Raw genomic sequence first — 17,690 nt, 5'->3', positions numbered from 1 at the left:
ATAATAGCATTATGATATCCCACAGGGTATCGTGGTGTCAATATCAAGACAGCTCAATATCTTTGCCTTTTTGCAAAAAATCATCAGATTGACCTTCTGCCAAATATTCAGCAATGTCTAAAAAGATTTGATCGCCGTCTTGCTTGGCTTGACGGATAAGTTTGGCAATCCATTCAAAATAGCCACTTGCCAAATAATGAGTGTCTGCTAAATCTGTTTTGTCGATGTGATTGATGACCTTTGTCATTTTGCACCTCCAAATCCGATAAAGGGCAAATAGGGTTGAGCTTTTTGCAAAAGCTCGGTAAGTTTTGCTTTGAGTTGTGGCTTAGTCTGTTTGCCGTGTGTTGCCAGATACCAACCTGCTTTTGATAGATTTTCATCAAAATGTTGTAGCGTGATACTGGTTTCGGTGATTTGGGCAGTTAAAGATTGTAAAGAACCTGTCGTCATTTGTTCAATCTGCATATCACACCAAACCGCAAATCTTGGATTAAGCCAACGAGCAAAATCAATCGCAAGTTTTGGGTGTAACCAAGTGCCTTGTTCAAATTCTTGTGAATTGCCTTTTTGCACAATCACAAGGTCATTTTGTGAAGCTCTTTTTGGAGCTTCACTATTTTCTACCGAAGCCGTAAAAACGGCTTCACTCAAATGCTCATCTAAGGCACGGATATAATCCTGTGTGCGTTCAGATTTTAGATAATTCTGCACACGCTTGCCATAATGTTTTGCAATCATTGTAGCATTAAGATAGCCGTTTTCGGTAAAAGCGACTGGCAAACCGTCAAAATTGACAGTTTTTAGCTTTTGTGGTAAATTACTCATAGGATATTTTCCTTATCAGTGGTTAGTATTCTAGCCCCTTGTTTGATTTGACGGTCTGCAAGGGGCTTTTTATTGCGTACCGTGTTAGTACGGTGATAATGATAGCACTGTACTATTGATTAAGTCAAGTATTTTTGTTAAAATATTTTTAAATTTTTTCAAAAGGTGCTTTTATGGCTCGTTCAGACCCCCAATTTAACTTACGCATTCCCCAAGAATTAAAAGACCAAATAGAAAAGTCAGCCAAAGATGACGGACGCTCTGTTAATGCACAGGCGGTTCATTTGTTGCAAGTTGGCTTAGAACAACAACAAAAACCACCAACCCAATACATAGATATTACAGACGCATTAACGGACATTATGAAAGAAATCAAATCATTAAAAAAACTCCAATAAAAAACCGCCACTTTGCATAAAGGGCGGTCAATTCAAGCAATCACCATATTGTCTAAATACTCATCAATATTCCCCCCACTTTGGGCGTGTAATTTGGCACGCCCAAGAGCCATTATCAAAGCCACAATGCCATCAATCTTGTTTTCGGCTCGCTCTTTGTCTGGATAGATATTGTCTTTTTTATCCACCACCGCCACGACATTGCTCGCCTGCCAAGTTAGCACAGGACAATCTCCGTGGGCGATTTTACCCTGCAAAATTAGGGCTTCTAGCTCTTTCATTGGCTCACTCATATTTTTTACAGTATGGCGTAGCTCCACCATCGTTGCCCCTTCTTTTTCCATTTCTTGGGCGAGCGGTGTGGCTTGCCACGGGTCATAGGCGATTTGACGGACATCAAACCGCCCCATAAATTCTCTTAAATCATCTTTGATGACTTCAAAATCCACCACTTCGCCCATTGTCAAGGTCATTAGCCCCATATTATCCCACGCACGGTAGCGATCAGCGTTGCCGTCCATACTTTCTAGCACCCTAGCGTCTGGCAGATAATAACGCCCGTGTATGTGATAATAAGGGTCATCAGCAGTTGGTGGGAATAGCAAAATAAGGGCGTTTAAGTCAATCTTTGTCGCCAAATCAAGCCCAATGTAACAGGGGCGGTTTTCAAGCTCACATAAGGGTTTACGCTCGTGGGCTTGTTGCCATTTTGCCATGTTCAGCCACGCATTTTTTGCTCCGACCCACTCATTTAGGTGCTTGGTGCGAAATACCGACTGTTTGCGTGCCGAAGTTTTTGCGTCTCTTTGGCGAGCTTGCAAAAATTCCCCCGATACCGATATGTTATAATTTGGATTTGCCTTTATCAAAGCAACATCGCTATCCCACGCATCGTCTGTATCTTTACCGTACAGTATCGCCCACATATCATCAATATCTAGCACGCCATCAAGCATTTTTTGAGCATCTTGATAGAGCAGATGACACGCTCCGCCAATGGTTGCTCCTGCGGTTGTGATGATGAGCATAATCGGCTGATTTCTCGCCCCCATACCCGTTTCCATCGTGTCGTACAGGGTATCGTCTTTGTGTTCGTGGTATTCGTCAATGACCGCACAACTGGGGCTTGACCCGTCCCCTGGTTTGCCGATGACAGGTTCAAAGCGTGAGCCGTCTGCCACGCGGTTCATATTAGAGGCGTTCACTTCCACGCCAAAATATTCTTTGAGCTGTGGTGTGCGTTCCACCATCTGTTTGGCAGGGCGAAACACTTCCCACGCTTGCTTTTCAGTGGTTGCCCCGCTATACACTTCCGCCCCAAACTCGCCATCGGCACAAAACATATAATTTGCCACCCCCGCTGCGATGGCTGATTTGCCATTTTTACGACAAACAAAAATAAAAATGGTGCGAAAACGGCGTAAATTATCCGACTTCTTGACCCAGCCAAACGGCACACAACAAGCAAACACTTGCCACGGTTCAAGGTGGATTTTTTCGCCACGCCTTGCCCATTCGCCTTTGGTATGGGGCAAAAGCTGGATAAACTTTGCCACTCGTTCAGCTTTGGCGGGGTCAAACTTGTAGGGATAATCCTTGTTTTTGCTTTTCTTTTTGTCGTCAAAATGGCGTTGGCACGCCAATTTTATCCATTTGTTTGTGATGATTTTGCCACCCACGACATCTTTGGCGTACTTTTCCGCTCGTTCAACATTTGGAAAACTCATAATCAAATTTTTTGTACGCCAAACACCCCGCACAGTCAAACCGTGTAGGGCGTTTGGTATTTTTGGATATGATTGACCTATAAACTGTGCTTAACTGCCAATCTACACACATCTATCACTTGACACAGCGTATCAACATCGGTTTCGCTAAGTTTGGAGCGATACGCAAGTTTTGAATTGATTTGTTGTTGTAGCACATTGGGTAGACTGGGCAAATCGCTGTAAAAGGCTTGTTTACTGATGGGTTTGAGTTTTAATGAACCGTTATCGTGATGCCCTTCATCAAACTCAACTTCAAAGCGATATTGTGTGAGCAGATTTTTCACAAATAACCCTGCGATATGTTCGCCATCATCACGGTTATCAAAGAATGTTTTATCACTCACACCGTCAGCACAGCGAGCCAACCAAGTCATACGGTTATAATGTTCGGCAAAGCGTTTGGTTTCACTATTTAAGATGTTTGCCAAATCCAGTTCGTCTTGTTTTGGGGCAGATAGGATTAAACTATGCACATACTCCACTGCTTGCCCAATTTGTTCTTTGGTCAAGATTTTAATCTTTGAGCCTTTGTGGTCGGTAATGCCAAATCTTTGATGTACCATTTTATAAATCGTGGCATAGTCCAGTTTTAAAATCCCTGTTGCCATATTGATGGCGTTGCGGAGTGGTAGGGTGTCGGCACTGGTAAGGCGTGGATTGACGGCTATGCCATTGTTCCAGTAGTCGTGTAAGGCTTGATAGCACTCTTTTTTGTAAGTGATGAGCGTTTCTTTGACTTCGGCTTTGACACGGTTTGTATCTACACCAAATAGCCAGCCGTTCAAAAGTGTTAATGGCAAACAAACCACATCTTGAAAACCACCTTTTGTAGGTGTTCGTATCATACGAATACCTTCGGCAAGCACTTCATCACGCTTGATACGCTCAAATTGGGCGTTCCAAGATAAACCAATATTTTCACAAATTGGTTTAAGTGCGGTATAAACCACATTATCTTGAATGGTTGCCAGTAAAGTTTGACCGTGAAAGTCAATGGAAGTAAGTTGATTAGACATTGGCTAATACTCCTGTGTATTGAGATTTAACCCTAGTTTGAAATAGGGTGGACAAGATGTTCAAAACACCGTACACAGTCGGCTGTGCATTCTCACGATATGCACCATCTTGCCCATAACAGAAAGTAATAGGCAACAAAAAATCGCTAGGCGTAGCGATCACGCTGTGTAAAATCGATGGTTTTGAAACACCTTGCCAAATACTATAAAATAAAAAACCCACTTTGTCAAGCCCCATATTCTCTACGATAGGGCGAACGGCAACATATTGTATATTGTCTTGCTCAATGGTAATCAAGACATCGTCATAGAATTTGACGGTTTGGACTTGGTTTGACATAAAATGTCTCCTTTGGATTTTAGTTAGTATTACCCAGATAGGGCAACGGGTCTCAACTACCGTTCCAAAGTACGGCGGGCATATTTCCCTTGCGGGTGTTGTATTACGCCTCTCAACCCGTCATAAGACGAATGTGGCTATGCGTTTTTGCTCAACTGTGTTCATATGACCACAGTTCACAAATTACAGGCATAAAAATAACGCTCTTTCGGGGCGAGATTTGATACCGCTTTGGAATTTAGTAGTAGGCACATCATACCCCACTAATTGCCCTTTGTCAATCCCTACCACCATTTAACGGCATTGATATAATCAGGCAATTTAACAAACATAATAATGATACAAATCATTGCTGTAATTTTCCAAAGCAACTTTCCAATCTTTTCAGGTGTTACATTGGTAATTTCTATCATAAAAACCCCTAGCAATTTTATCAAAAATCGTTTATTATTAGACATAAATATTGTCCCATTAAGTCGTGGTTAATTGGATAATAAAAACCCCAATGCCTGCCAGCGTTGGGGTTTTGCTTTTTACACTTTATAAAAACTCTGCAAACGGATTGCCCATCGTTTCATTCTTTGTCCCACCTGTCAGCCGTGTGCGACTAGCAGGGTCAAGCCCCAAAAGCGACCCAAAAGTTACCAGTTGTCGGGCGGTTTCATTCATCACCGTAACGGCAGGATTTTTTTGTAAAACCCCAGTCTCTGGGTGTGGCACAACCACGCCATAATTATTGATTTCAATTTGCGATTGTCGCCACCGTGCATACGCCGTGCAAAAGGCTTCCACATTGTGCAAATCCCCAACCGTAAGCAAGTCATTGGCACACAACTGGGGAACGACCCTTTGCCACATTTCCACCGCCAACGGCTCTAACCATTCTGGCGGTTCAATGTTCATAATCTTGTCAAATTGTGGCTCATTTTTATTTAAAGCACGCTTGCCAGCGTTGCCGTTCAGCTCTTTTAATTTGGTTGGCTTAGGTTTTCGCCCACGCCCTGCAACTGTCGCAATTCCACCCATTCTCCAACTCCCTAAACTTTTAATTTCGCGGTTGTAAAAATTTGGCTAGGAGGTAGGTTCTACGGCGAAAGGCTCGGAACTTTTTACCCACCCCCACCCCTGTGGCTCTCGGCTTGTGTCTTGGTCTTGTGGCAGGCGTGGCAGATTGCTTGTAAGTTCGTCAGCTCATCTGTGCCACCGCTTGCCTTATTGATGATATGATCCACTTCGGTGGCAGGCGTGTACCTGCCGTCAGCCAAGCAGACTTGGCACAAGTGTCGGTCTCGCACCAGCACTTGTGTTCTTAGTTTCCGCCACGCCTGCCCGTAGCCACGCTCTTTATTGGTGCGACCTTGATGGCTCTTGTGCCAACCGTGCCTGTGGTGGGCGTGGTCGCTACAAAAACCTTTGTCCGCACGGCTGACAAGGGCGGGGCAACCAATGGCTCGGCAAGGTGTCTTTGGCATTGTTACAATTCCCTATTGAATACCGAGATAAAACTTAACAATCGTAATAGCCAACGACACCACCATTAAAAACGCAATCATAAAACAAATATGCCAAAAAAAATCTGATGAAATTTTCAGGTTTGAAATTGATGGATTGCATTGTAAATCCTAGTATTTTTATCAAAAACTTGCTATAATTACTCACAAGATTTAATCCTTTTCTGCATTAAAAGGGTTGAATTAAAAACCCCAACCGATTGCCGTCAGTTGGGGTTTTGCTTTGTGTGTTGGCAGTGTTTGAGGCAACAAAAAAGGCAACTACCCAAAACGGATAATCGCCTTATTGACACTTAATGCCATACTAGCATTATCATACCCCACAGGGTATCGTGGTGTCAAGGAGGTATTTTGGGGATTATAAATAAATTTCAAATCCAACCAACCTAAATCGGTCTTGAAAAGCCATTGTAAAAATTTATTTTATTATTTGCAAACATTGGCACACCATGTATATTACGCAAGTTCATCTTATCCACCACACGCACAAGGTAGTTATAACAACGAGTCGCAGGGTCAATGGGGTTATCATCATCGGCATAATAACCATGAGCGTGCAAACTTGATAGCATGGTACCAAACTGTTTTAGATGTATGGCACAACTTACCAACACATCATACAATTCACGGTCATTTATCGTCCCAAGCATTAAGCGATGCACATAGGCAACCGCCTCTGGCAAATCATCTATGGGGATTTCATCAATGCTGTTTACACCCATATACTGATGTACCAGACGGTAGCCTTCATCGTGCATTAGCCCATATTTGGCAACTAGGGCGGTTACCGCTTGACGAAGTGGGGTGCGGTCGGTGGCGGTGGATTTGACTTGTACAGGCTGACCAACTTCCTTGTCAAGAATATCTAGCACCCATTGACGGAACTCTTTGGCGACTTTGGTGCGAGCAAACATGGCGATAAGGTGGCAACCACGCAGGGAGAAAATGCGAACACGCTGTAAACCGCCTTTGGTTTGGATTTCAGCCGTTTGGGTCATATTGGCGGTAAACTCATCTTTTTTGCGATTATAAAGATTATTTACTTCATCAGAACGAGAATAACCCAACGCTTTTGCAAGCTCAGCAGAAGTAAGCCAAATTTGGTTATCCACTTTGGCAGGGGTTAAAGTGATGTTTTGGAAAGTTAAAGTTTGCATTGTGTATTACCTTTTTGATAGGGTTAAATTTTCCTAATTTGAAAGGGTACGGCAAATTGATGTACCCTTAAATTAGGAGACCAACGGCTCAAAACCTATACACAATTAGGCGGACTTATTCCCCTTGCGGGTATTGTATTCGTCGCACCGTCGGTCATAACTTATCAAATAAGGTATGCAAATCTATGCCAAAAAATTTTTCGGATTAACTTTTTTTGGAGCATAAAAATATCACGCTGACGGGGTGATTACCGTTGTGTAAGGCTTTTGAGACCTTACCCCATATCATACCCCACTGATTACCCTTTGTCAATCCTAATCCTCAAAAATCAGTTCAATTTGCGTGCCCTTTTTAGGATAAGCTCTATCCACAAAGCCGATTAGCTGCTCCCAGTTATCACTGATACGCATCAACCCAATGATGGCATGAATATGCTGTGATAGTGCAGGGTGTCCAACATCAGATGATAGCCATTGGTGATGTTTGTGCTTACGATAGCCTTTATCATTTTTGGGGTTTAATTGTTCTAACTCCTCCAAAAGTCCAGGAGCAAGCCGTTCATAAACAAGGTCAATGGTATAGCGACCGACCACACCAGGACGAGCGACTTTCTCTGGGTTAAAATCCCACCCTTTTAGCCTAAAAATTTCCTGATAAAATTCATCAGGAAACCGCTTTGCCCACGCTGCCAATTCTTTTGCCAAATACTTGTCCAATATGGCTTGTAGGGCTTTTTTGTCCCTGATTTCTTGATAGCCTGTAGCTTCATCAATCAAGGCAACCAAACCCACTTTAGCAACCGAACGAATGATAATATCAGCGAATTGTGCCTGGCGTTTTTGTCCTGGTGTAAGTCCACCATTTCGCTCTGCCAAAATAATGGCATTACAAATATCAATCAAAATAGACGCATCATAGCCGTGTGTCTCTGGTACTGCACCACCGACACCGACACGAGAAAAACTCATCGGATTGCTGAGCTTCTCTTTGGTTTCGTCTGACAAATACGGCAATAGACGACTGTCAATGAATTTTTTTAGGGTGGTACCTGATGCACTTTTGGGAAATCCTAATGATTTTTGAATAGCGTTACCAGAGATGACCCGCTCGCCCGTCTCTAAAACATGGCAAAGTAATGTAATATCGCCAATGTTTAGCTCGCCTGTATGGGTAGCTTTGAGCTTTCCCCAACGAGCCATAGCACCTCGCTTGGCAATTTCGCTTCTTTGCTCTGGTGTTAGGGATTTGGCACGGGCGATACCACCTGCTTGTTTATTCATTATGCTTGCTCCATTAAAATCAATGCTTGCATATTATGCAAGCATAATTGAAATAATGCAAGCATTTATTACCCTTTGTCAAGCAAAACTATTTAAAAAAATAACTCCAATAACCCTTGACTTAATTTATTTTTGGGGTTATAATAACCCCATATTAAGCAAATCGGAGTAAACAATGCCCCCAAGTAGCGATGAGATGATAAAGCGAATTACCGAAGACGGTTGGTACTTTGTTAAGCAAAAAGGCTCTCACAAGCACTTTAAGCACCCAACCAAAGAAGGCAAAGTAACAATCCCAAACGGTCGTGAAAGCCTACCAATCGGAACGCTAAAAAGCATTATCAAACAAGCAGGGCTAGAATAATCTAGCCCCACTCTTGACGGCATTTACTCAAATTATGGAGCAAAAAATTATGTTATTCCCTATTGCCATTGAAAAACCCGCCAATGAACACGAATGCTACGGTGTGATTGTGCCTGATATTGCGGGGTGTTTTAGTACAGGCAACACGCCCGATGAAGCCATTAAAAATGCCTATGAAGCCATCGCCCTACATTTGGAGAGTATGGCAGAAGATGGCGACACCTTGCCCACCGCCAAACCCATTTTCTATCATCAAGACAATGCCGATTATCAAGGCATGATGTGGGCGGTGGTGGATATGGATATGTCTACCTTTATGGGCAAAGCCGAGAAAATCAATGTTACTTTGCCAAGCCTGCTGATTAGCAAAATTGACGAAAAAGTAAATGCCCATAAATCGCTTTATAAAAGCCGTTCCAACTATTTGGCACAACTGGCGATGGCGGATTTGGCTTGATTTACCCCAATTACCAAAACAAAAAAGCGGTCAATATTGAACCGCTTTTTTGTCATTATTCCCTGTCTTTCAACTCATTCCTATATTTGACAATCGCCCCATCAATTTCCCACGCTAATTCCTGTAAGGTGTCAATGAGTAAGCGTTGGTGTTTGGTAAATTGGTTGGTGTAGGTTTTTTCATTAATATCAATGCTAAAAAAGTACAATCGCCCTTTGACTGTACATAAATCCCACGCATTTTGTAAATGTAGCATTAGCACCATTGTCGCCATTTTGTGTGACAGGTCTTGGCGGTTATGGGGGCAGTTTTTGGGTAGTGGGGCTTTTTTAAGTTCGGTCAGCACCACGCCTGCCAAATGGTCTTGCACCGTTTCATAATTGGCTTTATCCATACCCCACACCAAAAGACTGCACAACGCACGGGCAGGCGTGGGCATTGTACCGATACAGGCACACCGCTCCTGCCACCCCGAATAATCATTATCCGACTTGACAGGGGTGTTAAAATCATCAAATACTTTGGCAGGCGTGGCGGTCAAGTGCTGACAAAGCCAGTCTAAGCCGTCAATATCAAACATGGGGTGTGTGCCAAATCTACTCGCCTGCTGATTTAGATTGATTGTATTTGTCATTTTTATTCTCCGTTTTTGGTTAAAAAACACGATTTGGCATACTCACTTCATAACGCCATTGACACCGCAATGACAACAGCTTTTTATTAAACTCATCATTTGCTTTTTGCTCTAAGATGTACGCCAAGCAATAAATCAAAATAACCTTTAACATCAATTTAGCCCCAAATACTCTTTAATCGCCTGCACTGCTTCATCGTAGCCGTAGCACACAACCGCCTTATATCCCTGTGTATTTAAGCGGTTAATCATTGTTTGTTGCAAATCGGACACTTGCCCTGCTTGGCGTGTCTTGCCGTCTTTGGTCTTGCCCTTTGGGGTTTTAAGCTCAATAAATAAGCCGTGATAACCACCTTTGGGAATAAACAAAAACAGGTCTGGAAACCCCGCTTTTGTCCCCATGAGCTTAAAATTTCTGCCTTCGCTTTTGCTCCGATAGCCACCGTTGGGGCTGTGGTGGATAAAATGGGATAACTTGCCGTTAATGCCAATGGGGGCAAGTGTCTGCCATCTTGCCCATGTCATTACAGCTCTTTGTATGCTGTCTTCGTGTTTTTTCATCTTGCTACCTATTTGGCTTGTTGCGGTCTGTTGTGTTTTGAGAGAATGTGGCTAACAAATTCGGGGCTTGCCGTCTGTGGTTTTTGGCAGTTTGCCACGCCTGCACGCTTAATCCGCTTATAGGCTTCTAGACTTGTTTCGCCTGCCAAACGGTATTCTTTGACGATTGCGATACATTCCATGCTGTTATAGCCGTCAAAACATTCAACCCATTTTCCGCTAATATTAAAAGTATTGGGTTTTGGCTTGGATAATTTGTTGTTGTCCGTCCACACGCCACCAAAATCATCATCGGCAGGCGTGGGAGCGTTAAAAATGGGCTTTTCTCGTTTTATCCAGTCCACGAGCTTATCTATGCGGACTTGTTCGGTTGCCAAAAAATTACCCTGTAATTCTCGGCTGACATTGTAATTTTTAAACTTGGTAAATATCTGACCATATTCGTCTTGGCTCAATGTTCTGCCAAAGCCTACTCCACTTAGTAACTCATTGATAATCTCCACGCTTGGCACTTGCCAATCGGCAATGGATTTTAAATTTTTAGAAAAATTGGTGTGTGTGGGTGTGTGTAACGTTTGGCTGACACACTCATGATTTTTTAAATTTTGGTTTATGGTTTTTGGTTTATGGTTATTCTCGGCATTTTGGGCGTTACTTCCGTTACATACTTCGTTACAGTCATCGTTACATGGCGTGTCATCGGTGGCGTTACTGCCTGCGTTACACGAATTAAAATGCGTATCATAAAGCCCACGAATGTAATCAAGTGTCATGGACTTATCCGCCTGTATGCCTTTATTTTTAAGGGCTTTTAGCTTTCGTGATTTTTCGGTGCGTTCTGCCCCTGTCATGACAAAACCACCCGTATTGTCATAGATGTTGGCGTTACGCTCATCGTTACTTTTGATGTTACTTGGCGTTACATCACTACCGTTACTGTCGTTACTTTTAGCGTTACCTTTCGTGTCAGCGTTACTGGCGTGTCTCATAGCAAAGCGAATGTCTTTGATTTGCTTATCCCAGTCGGCATGACGGTAGGTCTTGCCCAGCTTTTTGAATTTGTCTTTTAATAGCCAATCTACATCCGCCTTATCGCTGTCGCTATGGCAGTCAAGGCGAAAATAAAGCAGTGCCAAATCATCGCCAATCGCCCCATTATTTTTGTGGGCGGTGGTAAAATACAGCGTGCGTAAGTCAAGATAAATGGCACGCTGATTGCGTGTCATGTGCTTGGTCTCGCTGTCAAAATCACTAAAATTGTGCGTGATGTAGTGGATTTTGGGTGGCTCTTTGGTGGTCATGATAACGCCTTGATTTACTTTGGCTTTGGTGGTATAATAAAGCCGTTTTTGATTATTGATTTTTTGGTTTCTAATTTTTGATTAAAAACGCCTAACCCAGTCCGCTACGGCTGGGTTTTTTGTTATTTGAATATAGCGGATGTTATGAATGCTAGACTGTAGTTTAAGCATTTTTGCCCCTAGTTACCGCTAGGGGCTTTTAATTTTTCAATCTCAATAAGTTGTGGGCATAAGTCCACTGCCTTAAATTTACCGTCTGTAATTTTCTCAATCTTTAAGGCATTTGTAGGACTAATAGTGGTCTTACCAGTCTTCCACTGGCTGATTGCTCCTTGAGCCACACCAAGTGCTTTTGCCAAAAGCACTTGGCTGCCGTAATGTTGAATTAATGCGTCAATATTATTCATAGTCACTCCTAAATATTAGCGGATTATAAGCAAACTAATTGAATAAAGCAAGCAAAATATAAGTAAATTAATTTGTTATATTATAAGCACTCTTATATAATATAGATAAAGCCCATTGAGAGAATCATCATGGAACTAAAAGACCGACTTAAAGCCGCAAGAAAAGCAGCAAAATTAACCCAAGCGGAAGTAGCTGAGAAGGTTGCTGACTTAACTCAATCTGCGTACAGCCAACTTGAGAGCGGAAAAACAAAAAGTACGAACGCCATTTTTGAGCTCGCCAATATCTTGCAGGTAAATCCTAAATGGCTTGCTACTGGCGAAGGTGAAATGAAAACGCCCCAGCATCATGTTGATGAACTGGTGGCGTCCATGCCAAATGGTATCACCCATGACGAGGTGGAACCGTGGCGTGAGCAGTTGTGGGTGAATTTTTATGATGTGTCGTTCTGCTGTGGGGACGGCGGTGGCTATCCTGAATTTGAACCGTTAAAAAAAACTTTGCCCTTTGACCAGAGCTTTTTTAAATATCGTAATCTTAACTCAAAATACTTTAAGATGATCTATGCCAAAGGCGACAGCATGGCACATTATATCCAAGAAGGTGATGCGGTGGGGATAGATGTGTCTGATATTGAGCCGAGAGAGGGCGAAGTATATGCCTTGTTTTGGGATGGCGACCTACTCATCAAGCGTATCTATAAAGAAGGCGGTGGTGTGCTACGCCTATCTAGCGACAACCCCGCCTATCCTGCCAAAATCGTCAATGAGACGAATGGAGAGAGTCTTGTGATCATTGGGCGTGTGGTGTATCGGAGTGGTTAGAGGAGTTTAAAGAATGTCTATAAATAAAACATTGGTGATGCAGATACTGACCGTGCTTAGCGAGCAAGCACCCAAGCGAGTGTCTGTGGAACGCTTGGGGCTGTGTGATGAGCAAGATATGGAGCTATCAAGATTTGCCGAGCGGATAAAAGGGTGTGAGACCAGAGAACTTGCCCTAGCAAATGGGGTGGAAGTACCACGTTGCGACACCGCACAAGACTTTTTGGCGTGGCGAGCCAGTAGGGGCAAACAAGCGTGAAAGTGGTTTTTGGGAGTTGGCTTGATGAGCATTTTGAAGATTTTGATGAGCCGATACAGCTTGCGGTGGCGGACTTTGTCGTCCATGTACAAAGCCATGGATTAAAGGGTTTGAAGGGGCGAAACAAATCATCAGTCCTGCCGAGTCCCCATACCAAAAAAGAACAAAGACGACACGCCTTTGCCCAAAAGCATTGTCTATGGCATTATCATCTGGGCGTGCCGTGCTATATACAGCAAGCAAATGGCGAGCTGACCAGCGAATATGTGCTGCATTACTCATATTACCAAGATATGATTGTACTGATAGATATTGGTACACATCCACCTTTTGAGTTGCCGAATGTGGATAGGATGGGGTTTGTGGAGTAGCGAATGCAAGCGATGAGTAGTGAGACAAAAATTATTTTGCAGGCACTAACAGAGCATGGGCGACAAGGTGTTGACCATGTTCTACGCACCATGCCTTATGACACACTTATTCTGTACATTAAGGACATGACAGCACAAGGCTTAGTGGATAGTATCATCACTGACATGGCAGACGGTAGCGAGCTGTTAGAATATTGTGAGATTACACCAGCTGGCAGGGAACATCTGAAAACATTGCAATCCACCATTTGGGACAAATCCATCAAATGGCTCAAAGACAGCGAAAACAGCAAATGGGTGCTTGGTTCATTGCTTGTACCTTTGCTTATTTGGGCGATGGATAAGCTGCTGTTTTGACGATATTCGCTTCTGCTTGGACTTGCCTAGCTGATAAAATATCCAGCCACCAAGATAATAAGACAGCAGAGATAGCCAAAATGGTATTGGCTCATTCATGACTGCCACAATCACATCAAGCATCTAATTTCTCCAAAAATACACACTTTGTTAAAATTTAAAAAGCCGTCCCACTGGGGCGGTTTTTTATTGCCTATAAAAAATATACTTATATTTTAATATAAAAATCATCATATTTTCAACAAATTGCAAATTTTATATTAATAAACTAATATTTTTCTTGCATTATTTTATTAGTTTGCTTATAATCACCCCATAAACAACAAACGGAGTGAACGATGCATACCAAACTGACACCAACTGACCTTGTGCCATTGATTATTATCGTTGCCATGCTTGCCCTGCTCCCTGTGGCGTGTACTGAGGGCTTAGACCGCCAAGCTCAAGCTGACTATGAGCAGTGCCTAAGCTGGCAAGCGGACGGCTATGATGTGAAGTGTCAGTAGTTTAGGGTATTGGTCTTTATGTCATTCAACGCAAAAAAAAGCATTCGTCGCTTAATCAAAAAAGCCAATCTGAGTAATTATGTGGCGGCGACAGCTCTTAAAGATGCCAAAGTCGCCATTGATAATGAAGACTATGAGCTTGCCGATAGACATCTAAGCCTCGTGCTTAACCAAATCGCACATGGGCGATGTCTGATTGACCCAAGCCAATGGAAACCTTTTTGTACTCTTTATGTCTATGTGAAGGAGATGAACCTTGAGTAAGCCTTTAATTATTTTGCTGACGACAGCGACAACTGCCCGCTTGGACAGCATTACAGCTCGTGTGTCTTATGCACTTGCTCGAAGTGGTGCGGTGTGTGCGACTGTCGAATGCGACACAATACAAAAGTCGAGAGAGTTTATTAGACGGTATAAAAACAACGGCTTTCGTGGCATTGATTTTATTTTTGTGCAAAATTCGGTGTATGTCGATATGGCGGTGGCTAAGAAAGCAAACGGCTCGTTGTGGTCAAATAATGCGATTTTGCCAGATTTGTCATTCTTGATTGAATATTCAGAGTGGCTACACGCCAAATTCATGCCAGCCAATGCTTATCGTCTGCCCTGCAACTATTATTCATCCCTGCCAGCTCGTGCGTTTGGTGCCAATGAACATCACAACGCTTGTGTTGAGACCGCTACGGATGAGATTTTTGTTAGTGGTAAGATTTTGAGCGTAATTCACATATTTCAAAATGGGAAGTTTTTATGAAACCAGCAACTAAGCAAGTATTATTATCCGTCGTTATTATTGCCGTCGCACTTGTTGCATTACAGGGCTGCGTATCCATGTCTTTGGAAGCTCGGGATAGGGCGTACGAGGGCGAGCGAGCCAAAATCGCTGAATATCGTGCGTTGGCGGATAATAAAAGTGAGGATTATTGATTGGAGGTCTAATGCAATATGTACACACAGGACTGTACGAACTGCCGATATTGATGACGGTGCGATACAGACCACTAAACTATGTTGAATTTTGCCTACTATGGGCGTGGAAAAGAGAAAAGGAGCGTGAAAATGAGCAATAAACTAAGCTATGACGAGATTATTAGCGCTCTAAAAGAGCATAGAACGGTCGAGTACCGTTGTCTAGGTCATGATGAGTGGTTTAAGTTAAGTGGCATGAGCGATGTGAATGTCTTTTTGTCTGATGATATTGAGTTTCGCATGACATCAGAGATGGTTGCTGTTGGCGGTGTGAGTTTTCCCAAACCTGAGAGCGAGCCATTGAAATATGGTGAAAAATATTGGATAGCTGACCCAACACACACCTGCTATACATTAACATATGAGTGGGCAGGTTATGAATTGGACAAGTCAATTTTAGCTAAAGGGCTTTTACACAGAAGCAGAGAAAACGCCATCGCACACGCAAAAGCATTGATTGAATTATCAGGAGGGAAATTATGAAATTGTTTAAATTTTTAGCATTAGGTTTGGCTGCAGTATTAGCGACTGGCTGCATTGACGATGCTCAGGTCGCAACACACAATGCCAAGAAAGCTGCTGATAATTTTGAGATTAACAGGCGAATCGTATTTTACAATGGCATTACTGATAACTACATCCTAGAAATCGAGGGTCGGTGTTCTTTTAATTTGAATGACACGCAAACAGCTTTTAATGTGATTTGTAAAACTGGCGAACAGGAATTTAAGCGCCACACGCTTGTTTTATCTGACAATGTTACTGCGTTTGTTGAACAAATTGAGCCGAACAAAGCAAGCAGTCATTTTTATCGTGTAACTTTTAAGCCATCTGTGATTGTGCCAGATGTGGATGTGAAATAATGGAGTATAAATGATGATGAACTCAATCACATGGCTAACTCAAAAAGACATGGCGAAACGACTGGGTGTGTGCGTCAATACCTTTAAGACTTACTATCGTCCGAAATACCCACCCAACGCTCAGCGTGGCAATAAGGTATATTGGACGCTGGAAAATGCCATTCGCATTGAACAAGAAATCAATGGCACGACCGTATCATAAAAAATCTAATACAAGGGGTGTAACGCCCCTTTTTTTATGCCTGCCAATCTGCCACAATATCCGCCCACCAGCTCATGAGTCCCACACGCTCGTCCCAGTATTCAGCACGGTTATAAACATGGCGGACATCTTTTTTGGTGTGAGCCAGCTGTCTTTCAATCACATCAGCACGCCAAAGCCCACTGTCATTTGCCACCGTAGAAAACAGCGAACGAAAGCCGTGCGTAGTCATACGACCGCCAAAGCCCGCCCGTTTGATAACCGCCAACACACTTTCAATCGGCATGGGCTTGGCAGGATTGCTGTGATGTTTAAACACAAAGCCATCATCAAGGCGTGAGCTGTACAATTCCTTTAATATCTTTAACGGCTGACTGGCAAGCGGGACGGCGTGTTCAAGTCGTGTTTTCATACGGTAAGCTGGGATAATCCACACGCCTTTATCTAGGTCAAATTCGTCCCATGTCGCCTTGCACAGCTCGCTGGGACGCACCGCCAAATAATTTGCCAGCGACAAAGCAACAGGGGCAAGTCCGATGGTGGGCGTTTTTCTGATGGTGTGCCAAAAGCCCGCCATTTCATCAGCGGATAATGTTGCCATATTTTGCACGGTGTGGGTGGGTATGATGTTATCAACCAGCGTGCAGGGGTTGTTCTGGGCGTATTCGTGGGCGATGGCATAGTTGAATACTTGCGATAAGAGGCGTAATGAGCGTTTGGCGGTCTCGTATGTGCCTTGTGCGACCATTTGACTGACCGCTTTTGAGACCATCGCACGGCTGACATCTGCCACTGCCATGTCCTTAAAATCGTTGGTGATGTAGGTCAGACGATAGATGACGGTGTATTTGTACTTCTCGCTTGTCCATTGCTTACTGTACAGCTCTATCCATTCATGAATGAGTTCGCTGACTGTAATGGGCGTTAGTCCTGCGTTGCCTTTGATTTGATTGGCAAGCTCTCGGGCTTTCTTTAAGCTGGTGGCGGGGTATTCGCCAAGTTTTTTGCGTTTTCGCTTGCCAAGGGCGGTGTATTCTAATACCCAAGACTTACGACCTGTTGGCATGACATCAATGGATAAGCCTTCGCCTGCTGATAGCGAGTAGCGTTTTTCGGTGGGTTTTAGCCCTTTGATTTTGTTATCGGTGAGCATTGGTGTGTGTATCTCGTGTGTGGCTGTGTGTCGCCGTGTGTGTAAAATCGTTTGATGTTCGTTGATTTACTATGATACACGATGACTTTATGAGATACAACAAGACAATAAAAAAGCCTTGATTTACAAGGCTTTTTTGATGGTTTATGACACTTAAAAAT

Annotated in this window: 30 protein-coding genes; 15 read left to right on the top strand and 15 right to left on the bottom strand. The window is 43.1% G+C overall.

From position 1 onward, the window contains the following. Positions 1–43: 43 nt before the first annotated feature. Both LU276_RS08365 and LU276_RS08360 read right to left on the bottom strand, forming a co-directional pair. Entirely contained in the window at positions 44–247 is a 204-nt protein-coding gene (locus tag LU276_RS08365) for a hypothetical protein (RefSeq protein ID WP_284673387.1), read from the bottom strand. Continuing rightward, positions 244–828, bottom strand: coding sequence for a KilA-N domain-containing protein (locus LU276_RS08360; protein WP_284673386.1), 585 nt, complete (start codon positions 826–828; stop codon positions 244–246). Before LU276_RS08360 ends, LU276_RS08365 begins: the two co-directional genes overlap by 4 nt. A 173-nt stretch (positions 829–1,001) precedes the next feature. On the opposite strand from LU276_RS08360, the gene LU276_RS08355 reads away from it, so the two are divergent. Next, positions 1,002–1,226 carry a TA system antitoxin ParD family protein gene (locus LU276_RS08355; RefSeq protein ID WP_284673385.1) on the top strand — a complete coding sequence of 75 codons (225 nt, stop codon included), beginning with the start codon at positions 1,002–1,004 and terminating at the stop codon, positions 1,224–1,226. 32 nt (positions 1,227–1,258) lie between these two features. Here LU276_RS08355 and LU276_RS08350 read toward each other — a convergent pair whose 3' ends face one another. The 8 genes from LU276_RS08350 to LU276_RS08315 all read right to left on the bottom strand — a co-directional run bounded on the left by LU276_RS08350 (position 1,259) and on the right by LU276_RS08315 (position 8,300). Beyond that, positions 1,259–2,953, bottom strand: a complete 1,695-nt coding sequence (locus LU276_RS08350) for a terminase large subunit (protein ID WP_284673384.1) — start codon at positions 2,951–2,953, stop codon at positions 1,259–1,261. A gap of 77 nt (positions 2,954–3,030) precedes the next feature. Continuing rightward, positions 3,031–4,011, bottom strand: a complete 981-nt coding sequence (locus tag LU276_RS08345) for a phage antirepressor N-terminal domain-containing protein (protein WP_284673383.1) — start codon at positions 4,009–4,011, stop codon at positions 3,031–3,033. Next, the gene (locus LU276_RS08340) at positions 4,004–4,351 is read right to left on the bottom strand and encodes a phage antirepressor N-terminal domain-containing protein (protein ID WP_284673382.1); all 348 of its coding nucleotides are present in this window, start codon (positions 4,349–4,351) and stop codon (positions 4,004–4,006) included. Before LU276_RS08340 ends, LU276_RS08345 begins: the two co-directional genes overlap by 8 nt. Before the next feature lie 284 nt (positions 4,352–4,635). Continuing rightward, positions 4,636–4,764 carry a hypothetical protein gene (locus LU276_RS08335; protein WP_284673381.1) on the bottom strand — a complete coding sequence of 43 codons (129 nt, stop codon included), beginning with the start codon at positions 4,762–4,764 and terminating at the stop codon, positions 4,636–4,638. A 127-nt stretch (positions 4,765–4,891) separates the two neighbouring features. Further along, entirely contained in the window at positions 4,892–5,377 is a 486-nt protein-coding gene (locus tag LU276_RS08330; RefSeq protein WP_284673380.1) for a phage terminase small subunit P27 family, read from the bottom strand. 83 nt (positions 5,378–5,460) lie between these two features. Further along, positions 5,461–5,823 carry an HNH endonuclease gene (locus LU276_RS08325; RefSeq protein WP_284673379.1) on the bottom strand — a complete coding sequence of 121 codons (363 nt, stop codon included), beginning with the start codon at positions 5,821–5,823 and terminating at the stop codon, positions 5,461–5,463. A gap of 425 nt (positions 5,824–6,248) precedes the next feature. Further along, the gene (locus LU276_RS08320; RefSeq protein WP_284673378.1) at positions 6,249–7,019 is read right to left on the bottom strand and encodes a BRO-N domain-containing protein; all 771 of its coding nucleotides are present in this window, start codon (positions 7,017–7,019) and stop codon (positions 6,249–6,251) included. A gap of 315 nt (positions 7,020–7,334) precedes the next feature. Beyond that, positions 7,335–8,300 (bottom strand): P63C domain-containing protein, encoded by a 966-nt coding sequence (locus LU276_RS08315; protein ID WP_284673377.1) that lies wholly within the window; start codon positions 8,298–8,300, stop codon positions 7,335–7,337. Between the two features lie 175 nt (positions 8,301–8,475). Here LU276_RS08315 and LU276_RS08310 point away from each other — a divergent pair, with 175 nt between their 5' ends. Beyond that, positions 8,476–8,664, top strand: a complete 189-nt coding sequence (locus LU276_RS08310; protein WP_284673376.1) for a type II toxin-antitoxin system HicA family toxin — start codon at positions 8,476–8,478, stop codon at positions 8,662–8,664. A gap of 49 nt (positions 8,665–8,713) precedes the next feature. Beyond that, positions 8,714–9,121, top strand: coding sequence for a type II toxin-antitoxin system HicB family antitoxin (locus LU276_RS08305; protein ID WP_284673375.1), 408 nt, complete (start codon positions 8,714–8,716; stop codon positions 9,119–9,121). 55 nt (positions 9,122–9,176) lie between these two features. Here the strand turns inward: LU276_RS08305 and LU276_RS08300 are convergent, their stop codons facing one another. The 4 genes from LU276_RS08300 to LU276_RS08285 all read right to left on the bottom strand — a co-directional run bounded on the left by LU276_RS08300 (position 9,177) and on the right by LU276_RS08285 (position 12,024). Next, a complete protein-coding gene (locus tag LU276_RS08300) occupies positions 9,177–9,755 on the bottom strand; it encodes a hypothetical protein (protein WP_284673374.1) in 579 nt (192 codons plus the stop codon). Between the two features lie 153 nt (positions 9,756–9,908). Further along, the gene (locus LU276_RS08295) at positions 9,909–10,316 is read right to left on the bottom strand and encodes a VRR-NUC domain-containing protein (protein WP_284673373.1); all 408 of its coding nucleotides are present in this window, start codon (positions 10,314–10,316) and stop codon (positions 9,909–9,911) included. Positions 10,317–10,324: 8 nt separating this feature from the next. Further along, positions 10,325–11,617, bottom strand: a complete 1,293-nt coding sequence (locus tag LU276_RS08290; protein WP_284673372.1) for a DUF1376 domain-containing protein — start codon at positions 11,615–11,617, stop codon at positions 10,325–10,327. Positions 11,618–11,796: 179 nt separating this feature from the next. Continuing rightward, a complete protein-coding gene (locus LU276_RS08285; RefSeq protein WP_284673371.1) occupies positions 11,797–12,024 on the bottom strand; it encodes a transcriptional regulator in 228 nt (75 codons plus the stop codon). 129 nt (positions 12,025–12,153) lie between these two features. On the opposite strand from LU276_RS08285, the gene LU276_RS08280 reads away from it, so the two are divergent. From LU276_RS08280 to LU276_RS08225, 12 genes are all read left to right on the top strand, one after another. Beyond that, positions 12,154–12,849: an XRE family transcriptional regulator gene (locus LU276_RS08280; protein ID WP_284673370.1), complete on the top strand. Its 696-nt coding sequence runs from the start codon at positions 12,154–12,156 to the stop codon at positions 12,847–12,849. Positions 12,850–12,862: 13 nt separating this feature from the next. Continuing rightward, positions 12,863–13,108 (top strand): hypothetical protein, encoded by a 246-nt coding sequence (locus LU276_RS08275; protein ID WP_284673369.1) that lies wholly within the window; start codon positions 12,863–12,865, stop codon positions 13,106–13,108. After that, positions 13,105–13,479, top strand: a complete 375-nt coding sequence (locus tag LU276_RS08270; protein WP_284673368.1) for a hypothetical protein — start codon at positions 13,105–13,107, stop codon at positions 13,477–13,479. The genes LU276_RS08275 and LU276_RS08270 overlap by 4 nt, the downstream gene beginning before the upstream one ends. A gap of 12 nt (positions 13,480–13,491) precedes the next feature. Further along, positions 13,492–13,836, top strand: a complete 345-nt coding sequence (locus LU276_RS08265; protein ID WP_284673367.1) for a hypothetical protein — start codon at positions 13,492–13,494, stop codon at positions 13,834–13,836. Positions 13,837–14,174: 338 nt separating this feature from the next. Continuing rightward, entirely contained in the window at positions 14,175–14,342 is a 168-nt protein-coding gene (locus LU276_RS08260; protein WP_284673366.1) for a hypothetical protein, read from the top strand. A gap of 18 nt (positions 14,343–14,360) precedes the next feature. Continuing rightward, positions 14,361–14,606 (top strand): hypothetical protein, encoded by a 246-nt coding sequence (locus LU276_RS08255; protein ID WP_284673365.1) that lies wholly within the window; start codon positions 14,361–14,363, stop codon positions 14,604–14,606. Further along, positions 14,599–15,096, top strand: coding sequence for a hypothetical protein (locus LU276_RS08250; protein WP_284673364.1), 498 nt, complete (start codon positions 14,599–14,601; stop codon positions 15,094–15,096). Before LU276_RS08255 ends, LU276_RS08250 begins: the two co-directional genes overlap by 8 nt. Continuing rightward, positions 15,093–15,269 carry a hypothetical protein gene (locus tag LU276_RS08245; protein WP_284673363.1) on the top strand — a complete coding sequence of 59 codons (177 nt, stop codon included), beginning with the start codon at positions 15,093–15,095 and terminating at the stop codon, positions 15,267–15,269. The genes LU276_RS08250 and LU276_RS08245 overlap by 4 nt, the downstream gene beginning before the upstream one ends. A gap of 11 nt (positions 15,270–15,280) precedes the next feature. Continuing rightward, positions 15,281–15,412 (top strand): hypothetical protein, encoded by a 132-nt coding sequence (locus LU276_RS08240; RefSeq protein WP_284673362.1) that lies wholly within the window; start codon positions 15,281–15,283, stop codon positions 15,410–15,412. Beyond that, complete coding sequence (locus LU276_RS08235; protein ID WP_284673361.1) at positions 15,402–15,794, top strand: hypothetical protein; 393 nt, start codon at positions 15,402–15,404, stop codon at positions 15,792–15,794. Before LU276_RS08240 ends, LU276_RS08235 begins: the two co-directional genes overlap by 11 nt. Next, on the top strand, positions 15,791–16,174 hold the full coding sequence (locus tag LU276_RS08230; RefSeq protein WP_284673360.1) for a beta-sandwich lipoprotein: 384 nt from the start codon (positions 15,791–15,793) through the stop codon (positions 16,172–16,174). Before LU276_RS08235 ends, LU276_RS08230 begins: the two co-directional genes overlap by 4 nt. Before the next feature lie 10 nt (positions 16,175–16,184). Further along, positions 16,185–16,376, top strand: a complete 192-nt coding sequence (locus LU276_RS08225; protein ID WP_046695978.1) for a hypothetical protein — start codon at positions 16,185–16,187, stop codon at positions 16,374–16,376. 34 nt (positions 16,377–16,410) lie between these two features. Here LU276_RS08225 and LU276_RS08220 read toward each other — a convergent pair whose 3' ends face one another. Beyond that, on the bottom strand, positions 16,411–17,529 hold the full coding sequence (locus LU276_RS08220) for a tyrosine-type recombinase/integrase (RefSeq protein WP_284673359.1): 1,119 nt from the start codon (positions 17,527–17,529) through the stop codon (positions 16,411–16,413). Between the last annotated feature and the right edge of the window lie 161 nt (positions 17,530–17,690).

Source organism: Moraxella haemolytica (genome assembly GCF_030177935.1).
Taxonomy (GTDB): domain Bacteria; phylum Pseudomonadota; class Gammaproteobacteria; order Pseudomonadales; family Moraxellaceae; genus Moraxella; species Moraxella haemolytica.
This window is presented reverse-complemented; position numbering and strand designations above follow the sequence as displayed.

Coding starts and splice junctions, on each gene's coding strand:
- LU276_RS08365 (WP_284673387.1), bottom strand. CDS start 247: ATGACAAAGGTCATCAATCACATCGACAAAACAGATTTAGCAGACACT.
- LU276_RS08360 (WP_284673386.1), bottom strand. CDS start 828: ATGAGTAATTTACCACAAAAGCTAAAAACTGTCAATTTTGACGGTTTG.
- LU276_RS08355 (WP_284673385.1), top strand. CDS start 1,002: ATGGCTCGTTCAGACCCCCAATTTAACTTACGCATTCCCCAAGAATTA.
- LU276_RS08350 (WP_284673384.1), bottom strand. CDS start 2,953: ATGAGTTTTCCAAATGTTGAACGAGCGGAAAAGTACGCCAAAGATGTC.
- LU276_RS08345 (WP_284673383.1), bottom strand. CDS start 4,011: ATGTCTAATCAACTTACTTCCATTGACTTTCACGGTCAAACTTTACTG.
- LU276_RS08340 (WP_284673382.1), bottom strand. CDS start 4,351: ATGTCAAACCAAGTCCAAACCGTCAAATTCTATGACGATGTCTTGATT.
- LU276_RS08335 (WP_284673381.1), bottom strand. CDS start 4,764: ATGATAGAAATTACCAATGTAACACCTGAAAAGATTGGAAAGTTGCTT.
- LU276_RS08330 (WP_284673380.1), bottom strand. CDS start 5,377: ATGGGTGGAATTGCGACAGTTGCAGGGCGTGGGCGAAAACCTAAGCCA.
- LU276_RS08325 (WP_284673379.1), bottom strand. CDS start 5,823: ATGCCAAAGACACCTTGCCGAGCCATTGGTTGCCCCGCCCTTGTCAGC.
- LU276_RS08320 (WP_284673378.1), bottom strand. CDS start 7,019: ATGCAAACTTTAACTTTCCAAAACATCACTTTAACCCCTGCCAAAGTG.
- LU276_RS08315 (WP_284673377.1), bottom strand. CDS start 8,300: ATGAATAAACAAGCAGGTGGTATCGCCCGTGCCAAATCCCTAACACCA.
- LU276_RS08310 (WP_284673376.1), top strand. CDS start 8,476: ATGCCCCCAAGTAGCGATGAGATGATAAAGCGAATTACCGAAGACGGT.
- LU276_RS08305 (WP_284673375.1), top strand. CDS start 8,714: ATGTTATTCCCTATTGCCATTGAAAAACCCGCCAATGAACACGAATGC.
- LU276_RS08300 (WP_284673374.1), bottom strand. CDS start 9,755: ATGACAAATACAATCAATCTAAATCAGCAGGCGAGTAGATTTGGCACA.
- LU276_RS08295 (WP_284673373.1), bottom strand. CDS start 10,316: ATGAAAAAACACGAAGACAGCATACAAAGAGCTGTAATGACATGGGCA.
- LU276_RS08290 (WP_284673372.1), bottom strand. CDS start 11,617: ATGACCACCAAAGAGCCACCCAAAATCCACTACATCACGCACAATTTT.
- LU276_RS08285 (WP_284673371.1), bottom strand. CDS start 12,024: ATGAATAATATTGACGCATTAATTCAACATTACGGCAGCCAAGTGCTT.
- LU276_RS08280 (WP_284673370.1), top strand. CDS start 12,154: ATGGAACTAAAAGACCGACTTAAAGCCGCAAGAAAAGCAGCAAAATTA.
- LU276_RS08275 (WP_284673369.1), top strand. CDS start 12,863: ATGTCTATAAATAAAACATTGGTGATGCAGATACTGACCGTGCTTAGC.
- LU276_RS08265 (WP_284673367.1), top strand. CDS start 13,492: ATGAGTAGTGAGACAAAAATTATTTTGCAGGCACTAACAGAGCATGGG.
- LU276_RS08260 (WP_284673366.1), top strand. CDS start 14,175: ATGCATACCAAACTGACACCAACTGACCTTGTGCCATTGATTATTATC.
- LU276_RS08255 (WP_284673365.1), top strand. CDS start 14,361: ATGTCATTCAACGCAAAAAAAAGCATTCGTCGCTTAATCAAAAAAGCC.
- LU276_RS08245 (WP_284673363.1), top strand. CDS start 15,093: ATGAAACCAGCAACTAAGCAAGTATTATTATCCGTCGTTATTATTGCC.
- LU276_RS08240 (WP_284673362.1), top strand. CDS start 15,281: ATGCAATATGTACACACAGGACTGTACGAACTGCCGATATTGATGACG.
- LU276_RS08235 (WP_284673361.1), top strand. CDS start 15,402: ATGAGCAATAAACTAAGCTATGACGAGATTATTAGCGCTCTAAAAGAG.
- LU276_RS08230 (WP_284673360.1), top strand. CDS start 15,791: ATGAAATTGTTTAAATTTTTAGCATTAGGTTTGGCTGCAGTATTAGCG.
- LU276_RS08225 (WP_046695978.1), top strand. CDS start 16,185: ATGATGATGAACTCAATCACATGGCTAACTCAAAAAGACATGGCGAAA.
- LU276_RS08220 (WP_284673359.1), bottom strand. CDS start 17,529: ATGCTCACCGATAACAAAATCAAAGGGCTAAAACCCACCGAAAAACGC.